17 protein-coding genes are annotated in these 17,155 nt (G+C 71.3%); 10 read left to right on the top strand and 7 right to left on the bottom strand.

The annotated features are described in order from the left end of the window. The first annotated feature begins 6 nt into the window (after window positions 1-6). Complete coding sequence (locus BM076_RS03780) at window positions 7-1,485, top strand: dihydrolipoamide acetyltransferase family protein (RefSeq protein WP_407640612.1); 1,479 nt, start codon at window positions 7-9, stop codon at window positions 1,483-1,485. Between the two features lie 120 nt (window positions 1,486-1,605). Continuing rightward, on the top strand, window positions 1,606-1,800 hold the full coding sequence (locus BM076_RS03775; RefSeq protein WP_093711900.1) for a hypothetical protein: 195 nt from the start codon (window positions 1,606-1,608) through the stop codon (window positions 1,798-1,800). Between the two features lie 45 nt (window positions 1,801-1,845). Here BM076_RS03775 and BM076_RS03770 read toward each other — a convergent pair whose 3' ends face one another. Next, window positions 1,846-2,574 carry an SDR family NAD(P)-dependent oxidoreductase gene (locus BM076_RS03770; RefSeq protein ID WP_093711899.1) on the bottom strand — a complete coding sequence of 243 codons (729 nt, stop codon included), beginning with the start codon at window positions 2,572-2,574 and terminating at the stop codon, window positions 1,846-1,848. A 184-nt stretch (window positions 2,575-2,758) separates the two neighbouring features. On the opposite strand from BM076_RS03770, the gene BM076_RS03765 reads away from it, so the two are divergent. The 4 genes from BM076_RS03765 (at window position 2,759) to BM076_RS03750 (ending at window position 5,852) form a co-directional block, all read left to right on the top strand. Further along, window positions 2,759-3,313, top strand: coding sequence for a DUF6630 family protein (locus BM076_RS03765; protein WP_093711898.1), 555 nt, complete (start codon window positions 2,759-2,761; stop codon window positions 3,311-3,313). Between the two features lie 32 nt (window positions 3,314-3,345). Then, window positions 3,346-3,741 (top strand): methyltransferase domain-containing protein, encoded by a 396-nt coding sequence (locus tag BM076_RS03760; protein WP_177246337.1) that lies wholly within the window; start codon window positions 3,346-3,348, stop codon window positions 3,739-3,741. 87 nt (window positions 3,742-3,828) lie between these two features. Further along, window positions 3,829-4,521 (top strand): GntR family transcriptional regulator, encoded by a 693-nt coding sequence (locus BM076_RS03755; RefSeq protein ID WP_093711897.1) that lies wholly within the window; start codon window positions 3,829-3,831, stop codon window positions 4,519-4,521. Beyond that, window positions 4,518-5,852 (top strand): MFS transporter, encoded by a 1,335-nt coding sequence (locus BM076_RS03750; RefSeq protein WP_093711896.1) that lies wholly within the window; start codon window positions 4,518-4,520, stop codon window positions 5,850-5,852. Before BM076_RS03755 ends, BM076_RS03750 begins: the two co-directional genes overlap by 4 nt. A gap of 99 nt (window positions 5,853-5,951) precedes the next feature. Here the strand turns inward: BM076_RS03750 and sigJ are convergent, their stop codons facing one another. Further along, complete coding sequence (gene sigJ, locus BM076_RS03745) at window positions 5,952-6,926, bottom strand: RNA polymerase sigma factor SigJ (protein ID WP_093711895.1); 975 nt, start codon at window positions 6,924-6,926, stop codon at window positions 5,952-5,954. A gap of 169 nt (window positions 6,927-7,095) precedes the next feature. Between sigJ and BM076_RS03740 the strand changes: the two genes are divergently transcribed. Further along, window positions 7,096-7,770 carry an LUD domain-containing protein gene (locus BM076_RS03740; RefSeq protein ID WP_093711894.1) on the top strand — a complete coding sequence of 225 codons (675 nt, stop codon included), beginning with the start codon at window positions 7,096-7,098 and terminating at the stop codon, window positions 7,768-7,770. Between the two features lie 48 nt (window positions 7,771-7,818). Here the strand turns inward: BM076_RS03740 and BM076_RS03735 are convergent, their stop codons facing one another. Further along, entirely contained in the window at window positions 7,819-8,643 is an 825-nt protein-coding gene (locus BM076_RS03735) for a maleylpyruvate isomerase family mycothiol-dependent enzyme (RefSeq protein ID WP_093711893.1), read from the bottom strand. Window positions 8,644-8,776: 133 nt separating this feature from the next. On the opposite strand from BM076_RS03735, the gene BM076_RS03730 reads away from it, so the two are divergent. After that, entirely contained in the window at window positions 8,777-9,574 is a 798-nt protein-coding gene (locus BM076_RS03730; RefSeq protein WP_093712214.1) for a carbon-nitrogen family hydrolase, read from the top strand. Between the two features lie 57 nt (window positions 9,575-9,631). Here BM076_RS03730 and BM076_RS03725 read toward each other — a convergent pair whose 3' ends face one another. Beyond that, window positions 9,632-10,138 carry an LURP-one-related/scramblase family protein gene (locus BM076_RS03725; protein WP_093711892.1) on the bottom strand — a complete coding sequence of 169 codons (507 nt, stop codon included), beginning with the start codon at window positions 10,136-10,138 and terminating at the stop codon, window positions 9,632-9,634. Window positions 10,139-10,178: 40 nt separating this feature from the next. Between BM076_RS03725 and BM076_RS03720 the strand changes: the two genes are divergently transcribed. Beyond that, window positions 10,179-12,062 (top strand): NHL domain-containing thioredoxin family protein, encoded by a 1,884-nt coding sequence (locus tag BM076_RS03720; RefSeq protein ID WP_093711891.1) that lies wholly within the window; start codon window positions 10,179-10,181, stop codon window positions 12,060-12,062. Between the two features lie 51 nt (window positions 12,063-12,113). On the opposite strand, the gene BM076_RS03715 is transcribed toward BM076_RS03720, so the two are convergent. After that, complete coding sequence (locus BM076_RS03715; protein WP_093711890.1) at window positions 12,114-12,353, bottom strand: hypothetical protein; 240 nt, start codon at window positions 12,351-12,353, stop codon at window positions 12,114-12,116. Window positions 12,354-12,573: 220 nt separating this feature from the next. Here BM076_RS03715 and BM076_RS03710 point away from each other — a divergent pair, with 220 nt between their 5' ends. After that, complete coding sequence (locus BM076_RS03710) at window positions 12,574-13,797, top strand: hypothetical protein (protein WP_093711889.1); 1,224 nt, start codon at window positions 12,574-12,576, stop codon at window positions 13,795-13,797. An 82-nt stretch (window positions 13,798-13,879) separates the two neighbouring features. On the opposite strand, the gene BM076_RS03705 is transcribed toward BM076_RS03710, so the two are convergent. Both BM076_RS03705 and BM076_RS03700 read right to left on the bottom strand, forming a co-directional pair. Then, complete coding sequence (locus tag BM076_RS03705) at window positions 13,880-15,175, bottom strand: M18 family aminopeptidase (RefSeq protein WP_093711888.1); 1,296 nt, start codon at window positions 15,173-15,175, stop codon at window positions 13,880-13,882. A gap of 126 nt (window positions 15,176-15,301) precedes the next feature. Then, on the bottom strand, window positions 15,302-17,128 hold the full coding sequence (locus tag BM076_RS03700) for an acyl-CoA dehydrogenase (protein ID WP_093711887.1): 1,827 nt from the start codon (window positions 17,126-17,128) through the stop codon (window positions 15,302-15,304). Between the last annotated feature and the right edge of the window lie 27 nt (window positions 17,129-17,155).

The following is a 17,155-nucleotide window of genomic DNA, read 5'->3' as shown; positions in this document are numbered from 1 at the left end:
AGGGTTGTGACGACCATGACCGCACCACAGGCAGGGCCGCGGGGGCAGGCACAGCGCTTCCGCGAATTCCGGATGCCGGACGTCGGCGAGGGACTGACCGAGGCGGAGATCCTCAAGTGGTACGTCTCCGTCGGTGACACCGTCACCGACGGACAGGTGATCTGCGAGGTCGAGACGGCCAAGGCCGCCGTCGAACTGCCCATCCCGTACGACGGGGTGATCAGCGAGATCCGCTTCGACGAGGGCACGACGGTGGACGTCGGGACGCCGATCATCGTGGTGGACGCCGGGCCCGCCGCCGGCGGGGACGCCCCGGCCGAACCGCCCGCCGACCCGTCGGCCGGCGCCGTCGCGCCCGCCGGGGACGAGCCCGCCGCGAACGGTGAGCCGAAGCGGCAGGCCGTGCTCGTCGGATACGGCGTCGCGCCGTCCTCGACGACGCGACGGCCGCGCAAGGCGACGGCTTCGTCCGCACCGGCCGCCGCCCCGGCCGTACCGGCGCAGGGCGCCGAGCTGAACGGGCACGCCCGTACGGCCGCCGCCGCTGTTCCGGGTGCCGCCCCGGCCTCCGCTCCCGCCACCGGCACCGCTCCCGCCGGGGAACGGCCGCTGGCCAAGCCGCCGGTCCGCAAGCTGGCCAAGGACCTGGGCATCGACCTGGCCACGGTGGTGCCGACCGGCCCGGGCGGCGTCGTGACCCGCGACGACATCCGCGCGGCGGCGGCCCCGCCCGCGACGCTCCCGGCCGCCGAGCAGGCACCCGCCGACGCGGTGCCGGCCGGTGCGCGCGAGACCCGCATCCCGATCAAGGGCGTCCGCAAGGCCACCGCCCAGGCGATGGTCACCAGCGCCTTCACCGCGCCGCACGTCACGGAATTCGTGACACTCGACATCACGCGGTCGATGAAGCTGGTCCAGGAGCTGAAGGAGGACCGCGCCTTCGCCGGCCTGCGGGTCAGCCCGCTGCTGCTGGTCGCCAAGGCGCTGCTGGTCGCGCTCAAGCGGCACCCCGAGGCGAACGCCGCGTGGGACGAGGCGGCGCAGGAGATCGTCCAGAAGGCGTACGTCAACCTGGGGATCGCGGCCGCCACCCCGCGCGGCCTGATCGTCCCCAACATCAAGGACGCCCACGACAAGACGCTCCCCGAACTGGCCGCCGCCCTCGGCGAACTGGTCAGCACCGCCCGCGACGGCAAGACCTCGCCCGCCGCGATGCAGGGCGGCACGGTGACCATCACCAATGTCGGCGTCTTCGGCGTCGACACCGGTACGCCGATCCTCAACCCGGGCGAGTCCGCGATCCTCGCCTTCGGCGCGGTCAAGCTCCAGCCGTGGGTCCACAAGGGCAAGGTCAAGCCGCGCCAGGTCACCACCCTGGCGCTCTCCTTCGACCACCGCCTGATCGACGGAGAGCTGGGCTCCAAGGTCCTCGCCGATGTAGCGGCGATCCTCGAACAGCCCAAGCGGCTGCTCACCTGGGCCTGACACCCAGCGGAGCCACCGGCTCGGCATCACCCGTAGGGAGGGCCCGGACGCACAAACGTCCGGGCCCTCCGTCATGCGTTTTTACTCCCGGTCCGTCCCCTTTTGTGCTGCCATCGCCGTATGGTCGTCTCCGTTTCCGTCGTCCTGCTGCTGCTCGTCCTGACCGCCCTGATGATGCGCAACAAGTCCCTCAAGCCCAGCCACGCCGTGACCTGCGTGCTCCTCGGCTTCTGCCTCGCCTCCTCCAGTCTGGCCCCGACGATCCAGTCCACGATGAACTCCACCGCGTCCCTGGTCAGCACCATCCGCCCATAGCGCCGGGCCCGGGCCCGGCGCTATGGGCGGATCTGACGGCCGGAGCTACCAGGGCACGGGCTCGCCGTGCCGGTCCAGGAAGTGCAGGCCCGGGGCGCCGGAGCGGGATTCGAGGACGTCCACGACGGCGGGGACGGTGTCGTGGGGGTCGAGCGGCGCGTCGGGGCCGCCGAGCCGGGTGCGGTTGTGGCCGGGGTCGATGAGCAGCTTGGTGTGACCGTCGTCGGCGTGCCGGGTGGCGTAGCTGCGCATCAACTGGTTGAGCGCGGCCTTGCTGGCCTTGTACAGCTCGTAGCCCCCTTCGGTGTTGAGCGAGACGCTGCCCTGCTCCGACGACATGACGGCGACGGTGCCGCCGGCCGGCACCAGGTCGCGCAGCGCTTCGAGGGCCCGCAGCGGACTCAGCGCGTTGGTGATCATCACCTCGGTGAACATCTCGTCCGGGACCCGGTCGATGGGCAGCTCGCCGCCCCGGTCGATGGCGGCGTTGACGAAGAGCAGATCGAGGCGGCGCCCGTCGAGCCGCTTCCGGAGTGCGGCCAGGTCGTCGGAGTCGGTCATCTCCAGCGACTCCACGGTCAGCCGCCCACCCGAGGCATCGGCTGCGCCCCGCAATTCACCGCCGCCTCCGGGATCCTGGCGTGCCGTGGCGATGACCTGCCAGCCGCGCCCGGCCAGCTCCCCGGCGAGGACGAGGCCGAGCCCCCGGGACGCGCCGATGATCAGGGCCTGGCGGGTCTGGTGGTCGTGGTGGATGTGGTCGGTGCCGGTCATGCGGGTACCTCCGGTGTCCGGGCGCCGTACGCTAGACGCCACGTTGCGTCTAGCGTACGTCAGGCGTATCGCGGCGACGTCGTCCGCCTCGACCGCCGCCCACGATCTCCTCGCCACCGCCGACGGGTAACCTGCCCCCGCCCCTTCTCCCTGCCCCGGCACCTTCCTCCCGCCAGGAGCCACCGTGACCGAATCCGCACCCGAGCCGGCGCCCGCGCCCGACGCCGGGACCGTACGCTCCGCACTCGAAGCCGTGGCGGCGCTGCTCGCCCCCGGCATACCGGGCGTCGCCGAGCAGGTGCTGCACGCCCATGACGACCCCGCCGGCTTCGTCCGCGCGCACGCGGACCGACTTGACGACCGGGGGATCGACGGGCCGTTTCCCGGCCTCCCCTGGATCGCCCTGGTGAACGCGCTCGACGACCGGAGGCTGCTCGCCGAATTCGACTGGAAAGAAGACCCCGACGAGATCCATTGGCAGCTCGGCCGTCTGGAGTCCCGGCCCTCCGTCGACCCCTTGGCGCTCCTCGGGACCGCAGGGGCGGAGCTGCCGACCCATGAATTCCTGGAGCTCTGCGGTCGGCACTACGGCGAGGTCGGCAAGGCACTGGCCGTCCTCGACATCGAGTCGGACTGCTATCCGGTGGTGTGCCTCCCGGCCCGGCTGGCCGGGGAGCTGACGGCGCTCGCGGCCCGCGCGGGCTTCGCGGCCTGGCATCTCGGCGGCGGAACCGCTTGATCCATCGGATGGGCCGTGTTCCGATGGCCGGTATGGGCCAGGAGCTGCGGGCGGGGCATCAGGGCACGGGGCCGGGCGAGTTCACGCCCGACGGGTGCGCGGTGGAACTGTACGGGCGGCTGCCGGTCGGCACGGAACCCGACGTCATCGCCGCGGCCGTCCCCGCAGGGGCGCGGATCCTCGAACTCGGTTCCGGCGCCGGGCGGGTGACGCATCCACTGATCGCTCGGGGCTTCGACGTCACCGCCGTCGACGAGTCCGCCGCGATGCTGGCCCGCTGGACCCAGACCTTCCTCTCCCGGCCCCTCACCACCGAGGACTTCGAGCAGGCCCTCCGCGACGCGGACTTGGCCCTCGACGCCTATCTCACCCCCGACCGGGTCTGGGTCCGAGCCGTACCCGGCGACGTCCTCCCGTCGATTCCCTGACCAAAAAGGGCATTTCGGGTCCTCGATGGTCCACCATCCGGACGCCCGTACCGGCGGTCCGTCTGTTGTATCTATGATGCGTGCATCATGGATGCCACCACCCTCCCCACGCCTCCCACCACTACCGCCGTCAAGTCACCGCCCGCGGCCGAGCGCGTCTATCTCCATGTCAAGGCCGGTGTCCTGGACCGCAGTTACGAAGGTGGCACCCTTCTCACCGAAGGCGACCTCGCCGACACCGTCGGCGTCTCGCGCACCCCCGTCCGCGAGGCGCTGCTGCGGCTGGAGGCGGAAGGGCTGATCAAGCTCTACCCGAAGAAGGGCGCCCTGGTGCTCCCGGTGTCCGCCCAGGAGATCGCCGACGTCGTGGAGACCCGGCTGCTGGTGGAACAGCACTCCGTGGCCAAGGTCGTCGGCGCCGTGCCGCCGCAACTCATCACCAGCCTGGAGGAGTCGCTCGCCGAGCAGCGCGGCCACGCCGCCGCCGGTGACCTCGCCGCCTTCGCCGTCGCCGACCGCTGCTTCCACGCCGAAATCGTCCGCGCCGCCGGCAACCGCATCCTCGCGCACCTCTACGACCAGCTCAGGGACCGCCAGCTGCGGATGGGCGTGGCCACCATGCACGCCGAACCGGGCCGGGTGGCGAAGAACATCGCCGAGCACACCGAGATCCTCGAAGCGCTCAGGGACGGTGCCGCCGACACGGCCGCCGACATCGTCCAGCGCCATGTCTCGTGGGTGAAGGTGCTCGCCACCGGCGAACCCTGGAGCCGGTCGTGACCCGCGGCCTCGCCTCCTCCGCGGGGCGGCCCCTGCCCGGCGACCCACCCGGCGGCCGGCATGCCGCCCTGGTGTGGGGCGTCGGCACCTCCGTCTATCTGGTCGCCGTCGTCCACCGCACCAGCCTCGGCGTCGCGGGCATCGACGCCGCCGACCGCTTCCACATCGGTGCCTCCGCGCTGTCCAGCTTCTCCATCCTCCAGGTCCTGGTCTATGCGGGCATGCAGATACCCGTCGGCCTGATGGTCGACCGGCTCGGCACCAAGAAGGTGCTGCTGCTCGGGGCCACCCTTTTCACCCTCGGACAGGGCGCGTTCGCCCTCTCCCACTCCTACGGCATGGCACTCGCCGCCCGTGCTGTGCTGGGCTGCGGCGACGCGATGACCTTCGTGAGTGTGCTGCGGCTCGGCTCCCGCTGGTTCCCCGCCAGACGCGGCCCGATGATCGCCCAGGGCGCCGCCCTCTTCGGTGTCGCCGGCAACCTCGTGTCGACCGTCGCCCTGTCGCGGCTGCTGCACTCGGCGGGCTGGACCCCCACCTTCCTCGGCACCGCGATCGGCGGCGCCGCCGTCCTCGTCCTGGTCGCGCTCTTCCTCAAGGACCACCCCGAAGGCTACGAGCCCGCTCCGGCCGAGCACGCGGGCCTGCAGTACGTCCGCCGGCAGATCGCCGACGCCTGGCGCGAGCCCGGCACCCGGCTCGGCATGTGGACCCACTTCACCACCCAGTTCTCCGGCATGGTGTTCCTGCTGCTGTGGGGCCTGCCCTTCCTGGTCGAGGACCAAGGCATGTCGCGCGGCGCCGCGGGCGGCCTGCTCACCCTGGTCGTCGTCGCCAACATGGTCTTCGGCATGGTCTTCGGGCAGCTCATCTCCCGGCACCACGGCGCCCGGATGCCCCTGACCCTCGGGGTCATTGCGGCCACCGCCGGCGCCTGGGCCGCGACGATCGGCTGGCCCGGCGGCGACGACCCGCTCTGGCTGCTGATCACCCTGTGCGTGGTGCTCGGCGCATGCGGCCCCGCCTCGATGATCGGCTTCGACTTCGCCCGTCCCGCCAACCCGCCGGAGCGCTTCGGCACCGCCTCCGGCATCGTCAACATCGGCGGCTTCACCGCCTCCGTCCTCACCCTCCTGGCCATCGGCCTGCTCCTCGACGGCACCGGCGACAACTACCGGGTCGCGTGGAGCAGTGTCTTCGTCCTCCAGGCTGTCGGCACCTTCCAGATCCTCCGGCTCCGCCGCCGTGCCGAACGGCTGGAACGGGAGCGGATCGCGGTCAGCCGCATCGAAAGCGTTCACCGCCTGACGGCGACGGTCACCTCCGACTAGCCACCCCGGGAGGACGCGGGGAGCACCGGGCGCGTGCGGGCCCGGGCCCACGCGGGTGACGTGGCCCGCGTGGGTGGGACGGAGGCCGTCCGCCACTGGTCAGTTCGGCGAGTAGAAGAACTGGATCTTCCTGGGATTGGCCGTGACCCAGATGTGCCGGACCCGGTCGTCGGCGACATCGAACGTGAACACCGACACCGGTTGCCCCTTTCGCTCGGCCACCACCGCGAGCTGACCATTGATCAGGCGCTCCAGAAGCGATATGTCCTCCGACACCCGCCCGGCGAGATCGGCCCAGGCGCGTGCGATCGACTCCGCCCCCTGGATGGGCTCGGGGAACGTCTCCGCGAGACCGCCGCTGTCGGCGCACGCCGTGGCCTCCGGATCCAGCAGATCGACCAGGGTGGCGATGTCCTTGGCCTCCCACGCCCGCTTGAACTCCCTGACCACTTGCGCGTGCCGGGCCGGCGTTGCCGAGGGCGCCCGCGCCGTGCGCACACGTCGCCGCGCCGACGAGGCCAGCTGACGGCAGGCCGCCGGCGTCCGGCCGATGATCTCGGACACTTCGGCGAAGGTCAGGCAGAAGATGTCGTGCAGTATGAACGCCACGCGCTCGGCCGGAGTCATCGAATCCAGCAGGACCAGAAAGGCCATGGCGACGGACTCGTCCAGCGTGATCCGGTCGGCGGGGTCAACCGCTATTCCGTTGGCACGGCCTGTGAGCCATGCCGAGTTGTCGGGCAGCGGCTCGGGAATCCATGGACCCACATAGGACTCGCGTCGCGCCCGCGCGGACTTGAGCTGGCTGAGGCAGACCCGGCTTGTGGCAGTCGTCAGCCAGGCGCCGGGCGACTCGATGGCGTCCTGTTTCTCCTGGGACATCGCGTACCAGCGGGCATACGCCTCCTGGACGGCATCCTCGGCCTCGGACCGCGAACCCAGCAGGCGGTAAGCGATGTTGATCAGATGTCCTCTCTCACCCGCGATCCTGTCCTGGCGCGAGACGACGCTGTCCTCCTCCCGTGGTGATTCCGCTGATTCCTGTGACGATGTTGGCGTTGATCGATCGGTCATGATCCCCCGGCTCCCCCGGTTGCGGTTGCTCTCACGACTACGACCAACCAGCGGCCCGAAATGTGAGGCGGAACTCGCATCCAATTTTCGACCTGACATTTCGGCGGGCTGCGTGGTCGGACAGATGAGACGGACACACCGCCCACCGAGCAGAGAGCACGCCGACCTCATGACTACTTCAACGCCGAACACTCCGACCGGACCGACCGACCCGACCGCGTCCGCGAATCCGACCACGCGGTACACCGACCCCGCGCCCGCACCGCGCCTCGAACACGCCGCGAAAGCGCTGACCGCTCACGGATTCGCCGTGGAGATTCTCGACGACACCGCGACGGCGCGGGCGCGTGTGAAGGAGCTGATACCCGAAGGGGCCACCGTCTTCACCGGTGCGAGTGAGACCCTGCGGCTCTCGGGGATAGAGGAGGACCTCAACGGCAGCGGCCGGTACGACGCCGTCAGGCCGCGCGTCCTGGCCATGGACCGAGCCACCGAGGCCGATCTGATCCGCCGGCTGACGTCCGTGCCCGACATCAGCGTGGGAAGCGTCGCCGCGGTCACCGAGACCGGTTCACTCGTGATCGCCTCGGGCAGCGGGAGCCAACTGCCCGGCTACGCGGGCGGAGCCGCGCGCGCGATATGGATCGTCGGGGCGCAGAAGGTGGTGCCCGACCTTGCGACAGCACTGCGACGGGTCGAGGAGCACTGTCTGCCGCTGGAGACCGCACGCACCGTGGCGGCCCACGGCTGGCCCAGCGCCGTCAGCCGCCTTCTCGTCCTCAACGCCGAGCCCCGCCCCGGGCGCGGCACCGTCCTGCTGCTCCGCGAGGCAATCGGATTCTGACCCCGCCTCAGCCAGCCGAGCAGGATGGGGCGGGGCCCGGCCGGCGCGCTACTTCGTGACCGCGATGTTCGCCAGGATCGCGTCGGCCAGTTCGCGGTCGCCCTCGATCTTCACGTGGTCCGCGACGGCGGCCGGGCGCACGCGGCCGGTCAGGAGGCGCAGGAAGGTCTCCCAGTCCACGACGAAGGTGACGGCGGGGCCGAGGGAGACGGCGGAGTCGATGGTGCCGCGGCCCTCCGGGTTCACCCGGACGGTCCGCATGAATTCCAGCGGGCCGTGCACGTCGAACACCACGGCGGAACCGGGCTTGGCACCCGCGTCCTCGGCGACCAGCTTCGGCAGCGACCGCAGCAGGTAGTCACGGGCCAGGACGGCGCCGGGGGACGCGAGGTTGCCGGGGGTGTCGAGGGCCCGGCGCAGATCCTGCTCGTGCACCCAGACGTCGAAGACCCGGCTCCAGAGCTGCTCTTCGAGGACGATCTCGCCGCCGCCGATCGACCGGACCTCGGCATCGGGCTGCCGCGACTCGTTCCTGAGCTGCCGCGAGCGGCGGATGATGGTGTACTCCAGCTCGGACGTCATCTCCGGCGCCGTGTGGTGGCGGCGGATGTCGACCGGGACCTCGGTGTAGCGGGCCGACTCGGTGGTGATGTGCCGCAGATCGCTGGGGAGGGTGTGGATCGGGCGCGGGTCGCCGAGCAGTTCGCACTCGAAACCGATGATGTGGGACACGACGTCGCGGACCGACCAGTACGGGCAGTCCGTGGGGTGGTTCCACGCTCCGTCGGGCAGCGGGGACACCAGTTCGTTGATGGATTCTATGGAGTGGGTCCAGGCGTCGATGTACGGCTGGAGCTTGCTGTGGACGGTCACGGGACCCCTCGACGGTCGGTGCGCGGTCGTGGCGGTTGGCGCCTAAGTTACGCTGCGCGCGGGCGCCCACGCAGTGCTTTCGAGTGACGATGGTAGGCCCGGCTTGACGACCCAACGTATGGGCGGTGTGGAAGTGCGCGCAACGCTGCTTCAGATCGACGTGGACCAGAAGGAATCGGTCGCCGCGCGGCGCGACCGTGTCGCCGCAATGGTGCGGGCGCAGACCGGCGCCGATCTTGTCGTGCTGCCCGAATTGTGGACGGTCGGTGCCTTCGCAGCCGAGGATTTCGCCGCCGAGGCGGAGCCGGCGGACGACGGCCCGACCGCCGAGGCGATGGCGGCGGCGGCGCGCGACGCGAGGGTGTGGCTGCACGCCGGTTCCGTCGTCGAACGCGACCCGGACGGCGAACTGTTCAACACCTCGCTGCTGTTCTCGCCCGAGGGAGTTCTGGCCGCCGCCTACCGCAAGATCCACCGGTTCGGCTTCGACCAGGGAGAGGCGGCACTCATGGCGGCCGGGCGGCACATCGTCACCGCCCGGCTGCCGCAGACCGTGGTCGGGCTCGCCACCTGTTACGACCTCCGCTTCCCCGAGCAGTTCCGGCTGCTGCTCGACGCGGGGGCGCAGACGCTGGTCGTCCCGGCGGGCTGGCCGATGCGCCGGCTCGCGCACTGGCGGCTGCTCGTCCGCGCCCGGGCCGTCGAGTCCCAGTCCTACGTGCTGGCCTGCGGCACGGCGGGTACCCACTCGGGGGTCGAGCAGGCCGGGCACAGCCTCATCGTCGATCCCTGGGGAGAGATCGTCGCCGAGGCCGGGCCCGGGGAGCAGCCGCTCACCGCCGACCTGGACCCGTCGCGTGTCGAGGACACCCGGACCGCGTTCCCGGTCCTGCGGGACCGGGTCCTCGGCCTCCCGGACCCGCGCCCCTGACGGGACCCGCGCCTGCGAGGGGGCCCGCGTCACTGACGGGCCGGTTCACCCGGAGGGTCAGTGGTCCTCGTCGTGTTCCTCGTGCTCCTTGTCCACCATCCGGTCCACGCACACCGCGATGGCGATCAGCATCGCGGCGTCGGCGTCCTCCCGTTCGACGTCGATGGCGTACGCGTCCCGCAGGGTGAACCACTTGCGGGAGATACGGGCTAGGCGTTCGCCCTCGTACTCGATGTCGAATTCCTTGTCGATGATGTCGCCGCGGATCTCCAGTTCCTCGCCGGAGGCGAGTTCGGCGCGGAAGACATCCCGCACCAGGTGCAGCCGCTTCTTCTTGACCGTCACGAGCGTCTGCCCGTCGCGCTCGATGTACATGGCGTCCCGCAGGGACACCAGCTTCTTCTTGATGACGGCCATCTCATTGCCGTCGGCGTCCCGCAGTTCCAGGGCGTCACGGACGGTGAGGACCTTGCCGTCGACGTAGAAGGCACGCCGCCCGTGCTCGTCCTCGATCCAGTAGTCGTCGCCGATGGCGAACATCTTCTCCCGCACCACGAATTTCATGAAGGAATGCCTACCCCGGGACATGCTGTTGGATGGGGATATGACTGCACGTGCACGCGTCCGGGCGCCCGAGCTGATCGGCAAGGGCGGCTGGCTGAACACCGGCGACAAGCATCCGACCCTTGCTGACCTGCGGGGCAGCATCGTCATCCTGGATTTCTGGACGTTCTGCTGCGTGAACTGTCTGCATGTCCTGGACGAGCTGCGGGAGCTGGAGGAGCGGCACCGGGACACGGTGGTGATCGTCGGGGTGCACTCGCCGAAGTTCGTGCACGAGGCGGAGCACCAGGCGGTGGTGGACGCGGTGGAGCGGTACGAGGTGCACCACCCCGTGCTGGACGACCCGGAGCTGGCGACGTGGAAGCAGTACGCGGTGCGGGCGTGGCCGACGCTGGTGGTGATCGACCCCGAGGGGTACGTGGTCGCGCAGCACGCGGGCGAGGGGCACGCGCACGCGCTGGAACAGCTGGTGACGGAGCTGGAGGAGGAGCACGCGGCGAAGGGGACGCTGCGGCGCGGGGACGGCCCCTACGTGCCGCCGGAGCCGGTGGCGACGGATCTGCGCTTCCCCGGGAAGGCGCTGGCGCTGCCGGGGTCCGGGCACTATCTGGTGTCGGACTCGACGCGGCACGCGCTGGTGGAGCTGGCGGCCGACGCGGAGACAGTGGTGCGGCGGATCGGCACCGGGGAGCGCGGGCTGACCGACGGCGACGCGGACACGGCGCGTTTCAGCGAGCCGCAGGGGCTGGCGCTGCTGCCGGACGGCGGTGTGATCGTCGCCGACACCGTCAATCATGCGCTGCGCCGGGTGGACCTGGACACCGGCCGGGTGACCACAGTCGCGGGCACCGGCAAGCAGTGGTGGCAGGGGTCACCGACGTCGGGGCCGGCCCGGGAGGTGGACCTGTCGTCGCCGTGGGACGTGGCGTGGTTCGAGGACCGGGTGTGGATCGCGATGGCGGGCGTCCACCAGCTGTGGACGTACGACCCGGAGGCGGGGACGGTCGAGGTCGCGGCAGGTACCACCAATGAGGGCCTGGTGGACGGGCACGCGCGGGAGGCGTGGTTCGCTCAGCCGTCGGGGCTGGCGGCGGCGGGCCAGCGGAGCGAGACGGGCGCACCCACGGCCGAAGGCTGGGGAAGGCTGTGGATCGCCGATTCCGAGACGTCCGCGCTGCGCTGGGCCGAGCGCGGTGAGGACGGGCGATATGTCATCCGGACGGCGGTCGGCACCGGGCTCTTCGACTTCGGGCACCGGGACGGCGCCGCGGGCCAAGCGCTCCTCCAGCACCCCCTGGGCGTGACCGCGCTGCCGGACGGCTCGGTCGCGGTGAGCGACACCTACAACAACGCGCTGCGCCGCTACGACCCCGTGACGGGCGAGGTCAGCACGCTGGCCACGGAGCTGCGCGAACCCTCGGCCGCGGTGGTCGTGGACGGCGACATCGTGGTGGTGGAGTCGGCCGGGCACCGCCTGACCCGGCTGCACCTGCCGGAGGAGGCCGTCCGCGTGGAAGCGGTCGCGCACCGTACGCAGCGGGCGGCGACCGAGGTGGCGGCCGGGGCGTTCCGGCTGGACGTGGTGTTCTCGGCGCCGGCCGGGCAGAAGCTCGACGAGCGGTACGGGCCGGCGACGCGGCTGCTGGTCAGCGCGACCCCGCCGGAGCTGCTCGTCGAGGGTGCGGGCAAGGGCACGGACCTCTTCCGGGATCTCGTGCTGGATCCGGCGGTGCCGGAGGGCGTGCTGCACGTGTCGGCGATGGCAGCGTCCTGCGACGCCCCGGCCGGGGACGCCGCCTCGTCGGGGGACGAGGCGGAGTACCCGGCCTGCCATGTGCACCAGCAGGACTGGGGAGTGCCGGTCCGGATCGTCCCGGACGGCGACTCCCGGCTCGCGCTGGTGCTGGCCGGCATGGACGCCTAGGACACGTCCTGGGGCCGCCGGGCCCGCTGCCGCGCCCGGTGCGGGTGCGGGTCAGTAGCGCCGGTCGCCGGGGTAGTAGCGCTCCTCGACGACCGGCGGGACATCGCCGTCGGCGGTCGGAGGGATACGGCGCCGCTTGAAGATGCTCACGTAGGCGGCGAGTCCGATCATGCCGACGGCCATCATGATCAGACCCAGCAGATCGACGTTGACGCCCTTCGCGTGCCAGTTGGTGGCGAAGGTGATGATCGCACCCAGCGCGATCAGGATGATGCAGCCTCCGATGCCCACAATTCCCGCCTCCTCAGGCCGGTGTGTCGCCGGAGCCGCTTGGTCCCCGGGTGCTTCCTGTGCTGCTCTGCGGCTCGCCTACCCCGGGTCGCGGTGAACAACCAGGGCGTACGGCAGGCGGATCGGGGCGTGCAGCATCCCAAGGGGGCTGGCGCGTCTGTATGTATGACGGGGTTTCATCAAGCCGGTGCCAGGACGGGCCGGGAACGGGGGATACGACATGAACACGGGGAACAACCGGGCCAGGACGGCGTGGTGGCCGGTGGCGGTGGCCGCGCTGCTGCTGGCGGGACCGGCCGCGGGCAGTGCGGCGGCCGACACGGCGGGGGCGCGGGACACGACGGGGACACCGGCGGCGGCGCGCCCCGCGCTGACGCCCGCGAAGCTGCCGGCGGGCAACGGGACGCTGCTCGGGGCGCTCCAGCCGGACACGCACACGTCCTGGGCGTACGGCATGAATTTCGAGTCGGACGGTGAGGACGACCGGATCACACCGCTGTTGCTGGCCAAGGACAGCCGGGACGGCCGGGGCTGGCACAAGGTGAAGCTCGCGCCCTTCGACGGTTCCAGCCGGATCAACGGCGCCGCCGCCGCGCCCGCCGGGGCGAAGGGCGTGCGGGACGCCTGGGTGGTCGGCGACAGCGACGACTCGATCGGCGGTGTCTACACCGAGCACTGGGACGGCAAGGCGTGGCACATGGTCACCGCCCCGCTGCCGAAGGCGGCGGACTACGGCGGCCTGCTGTCGGTCTCCGAGGTGTCGCCGCTCGATGTGTGGGCCGCGGGCTGGGCGGACATCGTCGACAGCACGACGCAGGATCCGGACGGCTCGACGCAGGTCGAGTCGCACTTCGAGGCGCTGGTCGAGCACTGGGACGGCAAGGCGTGGCGCCGGGTGGCGGTGCCGCACGCGGCGGCGTTCACCCCGAACACGATCCTGGCGCTGCCCGGCGGCAAGGTCTGGGCGGGCGGTTACAGCGACACCGATCAGCCGGTCGTGCGGGCCTACGACGGTCACCGCTGGACGGTGTCCGCGCTGCCGAAGGCCGGGCTGTACGGCGAGGTGTACGCGCTGGGTGCGGCGCCCGACGGCACGCTGTGGGCGGCCGGGCGCACCCTGCTGGACGAGGAGGACCGCGGGCACTCGCTGGTGCTGCGGAGGTCCGGCGGGGTCTGGCGGCAGGTCGCGGTGCCCGCGACCGGCGGCAAGCTGACGGGTCTGGCCGTCACGCCCGGTGGTGTCACCGTGGCCGGGGTGACCGCGGGCGACGAGGGCCCGCTGGTGATGCGGCTGACGGGGAAGACCTGGAAGGACCTCGGAGTCCCCGCCGAGGACTACGTGGAGGGCCTGGCGTATTCGGCCGCCCGCGGACTGGTGGTGGCGGGCGGTTCGGTGCCGCCGGACGCGAACGACCCGGTGCCGGTGGTGCTCATAGGCAGCTGACCTGAAGGCCGACCCGGCGGTGGACGCCGCGCCGTAGCGATTGCGGCGCGGCGCCCGCCGAGGGTCGACCCGGAGGAGGGGCTCAGCCCTCCAGGAACGCCTTCAGGGCGCTCGCCAGCAGGTGCGGGTCGTCGGAGCCGGACATCTCGCGGGCGGAGTGCATCGACAGGATCGGCACACCGACGTCGACGGTGGTGATGCCGTGCCGGGCCGAGGTGATCGGGCCGATGGTGGTGCCGCACGGCATGGCGTTGTTGGACACGAAGTGCTGGAAGGGCACACCGGCGGTGTCGCAGGCCGCCGCGAAGATGCCGCGTCCGGTGCCGTCGGTGGCGTACCGCTGGTTGACGTTGGTCTTCAGGATGGGGCCGCCGTTGGCGCGCGGGTGGTGGGTGGGGTCGTGCCGCTCGGCGTAGTTGGGGTGGACGGCGTGCCCGGAGTCGGAGGAGACGCAGACGGAGCCGGCCAGGGCGCGCTGCCGCTCCTCGTAGCCGCCGCCGCGGGCGTGCACCGAACGGCCGAGGACGTTGCCGAGCAGGGGGCCCTGGGCGCCGGTGTCGGACTCGCTGCCGTTCTCCTCGTGGTCGAAGGCGGCGAGCACGGGGATGTACGGCAGGTCGTCGCGGGCGACGGCGGCGGTGAGGGCGGCGGTGCCGGCGTGCACGGACAGCAGATTGTCCAGACGGGGGCAGGCGAACAGCTCCTCGTCGCGGCCGAGGAAGGCGGGCGGCTGCGTGTCGTGCGTCATCAGGTCCCAGCCGACGACGTCGTCCGGGTCCAGGCCGGCCCGCCCGGCGAGGTGGGCGAGCAGGTCGCCGTCCTCGGCCTCGCCCAGGCCCCACACCGGCTGGAGGTGGTGCTGCTTGTCCAGCTTGAGGCCGTTGTCGTTGACGCCGCGGTCGAGGTGGATGGCGAGCTGCGGGACGCGCAGCAGCGGGCGGTCGGTGGCGACCAGGCGGGTGGTGCCGTCGCGCAGGGTGAGCCGTCCGGCCAGGCCCAGGTCGCGGTCGAGCCAGCTGTTGAGCAGCGGGCCGCCGTAGATCTCCACCGCCACCTGGCGCCAGCCGTGGGAGCCGAGGTCGGGGCGGGGCTTGACCCGCAGGTTCGGGGAGTCGGTGTGCGCGCCGACGATCCGGAACGGCGTGTGCGGCTGGGCACCGTCCGGTACGTACCAGGCGATGATCGCGCCGCCGCGCAGGACGAAGCGGCCGCCGGCCCCTGCGTCCCACTCGTCCGTCTCGGCCACCTGCCGGAAACCGGCCGCCGTCAGGCGCTCCGCCACGGTCGCCACCGCGTGGTACGGCGTCGGGCTCGCCTCGACGAATCGGGCCAGGTCTTCGGTGTGCTTCCGGTCGAACGCGCGGGGCTGAGGGCTCATGCGCTCAGCTTAGTTTCAGCCACGGAAAAGGCCGGAGGGGGCGCGGGGAACGTGACATTCCCCGCGCCCCCTCCGGCCCGGCCACCAGGTCGGGTGGCTCAAAAGAGTGGCCTCACGAGGGCGGCCTCAGAAGGACTCCTCCGCGAGGTCCATCACGTCCAGGTCGACGGCCTCGGCCAGGGCGCGGGCGGTGCCGACGCCGGGCAGGACGTTCGCGGCGAAGAACTTCGCGGCGGCGATCTTGCCGGTGTAGAAGGCGGTGTCCTTCGGGGAGGCGTCGGCGAGCTTCTCCGTGGCGACCCCGGCGCCGCGCAGCAGCAGGTAGCCGATGACGACGTCGCCGGAGGCGAGCAGCAGCCGGGTGGTGTTCAGGCCGACCTTGTAGATGTTGCGGACGTCCTGCTCGGTGGCGGACAGGTCGGTGAGCATGGCGCCGACGATGCCTTCGAGGTCGACGGCGGCCTTGGCAAGCTGGTCGCGGGCGGCGGCCAGTTCCTCGCCGCCGGTGGCCTCGGCGAGGAACTTCTTGATCTCCTCGCTGAGCGCCGTCATCGCCTGGCCCTGGTCCCGGACGATCTTCCGGAAGAAGTAGTCCTGGCCCTGGATGGCGGTGGTGCCCTCGTAGAGGGTGTCGATCTTGGCGTCCCGGATGTACTGCTCGATCGGGTACTCCTGGAGGTATCCGGAGCCGCCGAAGGTCTGCAGGGACTGGGCGAGCTGCTCGTAGGACTTCTCCGAGCCGTAGCCCTTGACGATGGGCAGCAGCAGGTCGTTGAGGCCGTGCAGCCGGGAGGCGTCCTCACCGGTGGCCTCGGCGACCTGGATGGCGTCCTGGACGGTGGCCGTGTACAGGACGAGGGCGCGCATGCCCTCGGCGTACGCCTTCTGCGTCATCAGCGAGCGGCGCACGTCGGGGTGGTGGGTGATGGTGACCTTGGGCGCGGTCTTGTCCATGAACTGCGCGAGGTCCGGGCCCTGCACGCGCTCCTTGGCGTACTCCAGGGCGTTGAGGTAGCCGGTGGAGAGCGTCGCGATGGCCTTGGTGCCGACCATCATGCGGGCGAATTCGATGATCCGGAACATCTGCCGGATGCCGTCGTGCTTCTCGCCGATCAGCCAGCCCTTGGCGGGCCGGCCGTCGCCGAAGGTCATCTCGCAGGTGTTGGACGCCTTCAGGCCCATCTTGTGCTCGACGTTGGTGGCGTAGACGCCGTTGCGCTCGCCCAGCTCACCGGTCTCGAAGTCGAACTCGTACTTGGGGACCATGAACAGCGACAGGCCCTTGGTGCCGGGTCCGGCGCCCTCGGGGCGGGCCAGCACGTAGTGGATGATGTTCTCGGACATGTCGTGCTCGCCCGAGGTGATGAAGCGCTTGACGCCCTCGATGTGCCAGGTGCCGTCGTCCTGCTTGACGGCCTTGGTGCGGCCGGCGCCGACGTCGGAGCCCGCGTCGGGCTCGGTGAGCACCATGGTGGAGCCCCACTGCTTGTCGACCATCAGCGCGGCGATCTTCTTCTGCTCCTCGGTGCCCTCCTCGTAGAGGATGCCCGCGAAGGCGGGGCCCGAGGAGTACATCCACACCGCCGGGTTGGCGCCCAGCACCAGCTCGGCGTAGGACCAGATCAGGGAGCGCGGCGCGGTGGTGCCGCCGATCTCCTCGGGCAGGCCCAGCCGCCAGTACTCGGCGTCCATGAAGGCCTGGTAGCTCTTCTTGAAGCTGTCCGGCACCGGTGCGGTATTGGTCTCGGGGTCGAAGACCGGGGGGTTGCGGTCGGCGTCCGCGAAGGACTCCGCCAGCTCGTTCTCGGACAGGCGCGCCAGTTCGCCGAGGATGTCCTTCGCGGTCTCCACGTCCATCTCGGCGAACGGACCCGTGCCGTAGAGCTGGTCGCGGCCGAGCACCTCGAAGAGGTTGAACTCGATGTCGCGGAGGTTCGACTTGTAGTGGCCCATGACGACGGCTCCGTATCGCAAGTGTGG

This window comes from Actinacidiphila alni, assembly GCF_900112845.1.
GTDB classification, from domain to species: Bacteria; Actinomycetota; Actinomycetes; order Streptomycetales; family Streptomycetaceae; genus Actinacidiphila; species Actinacidiphila alni.
Note: the sequence above shows the minus strand (reverse complement) of the source record. Positions and strands in the feature narration are given on the sequence as shown.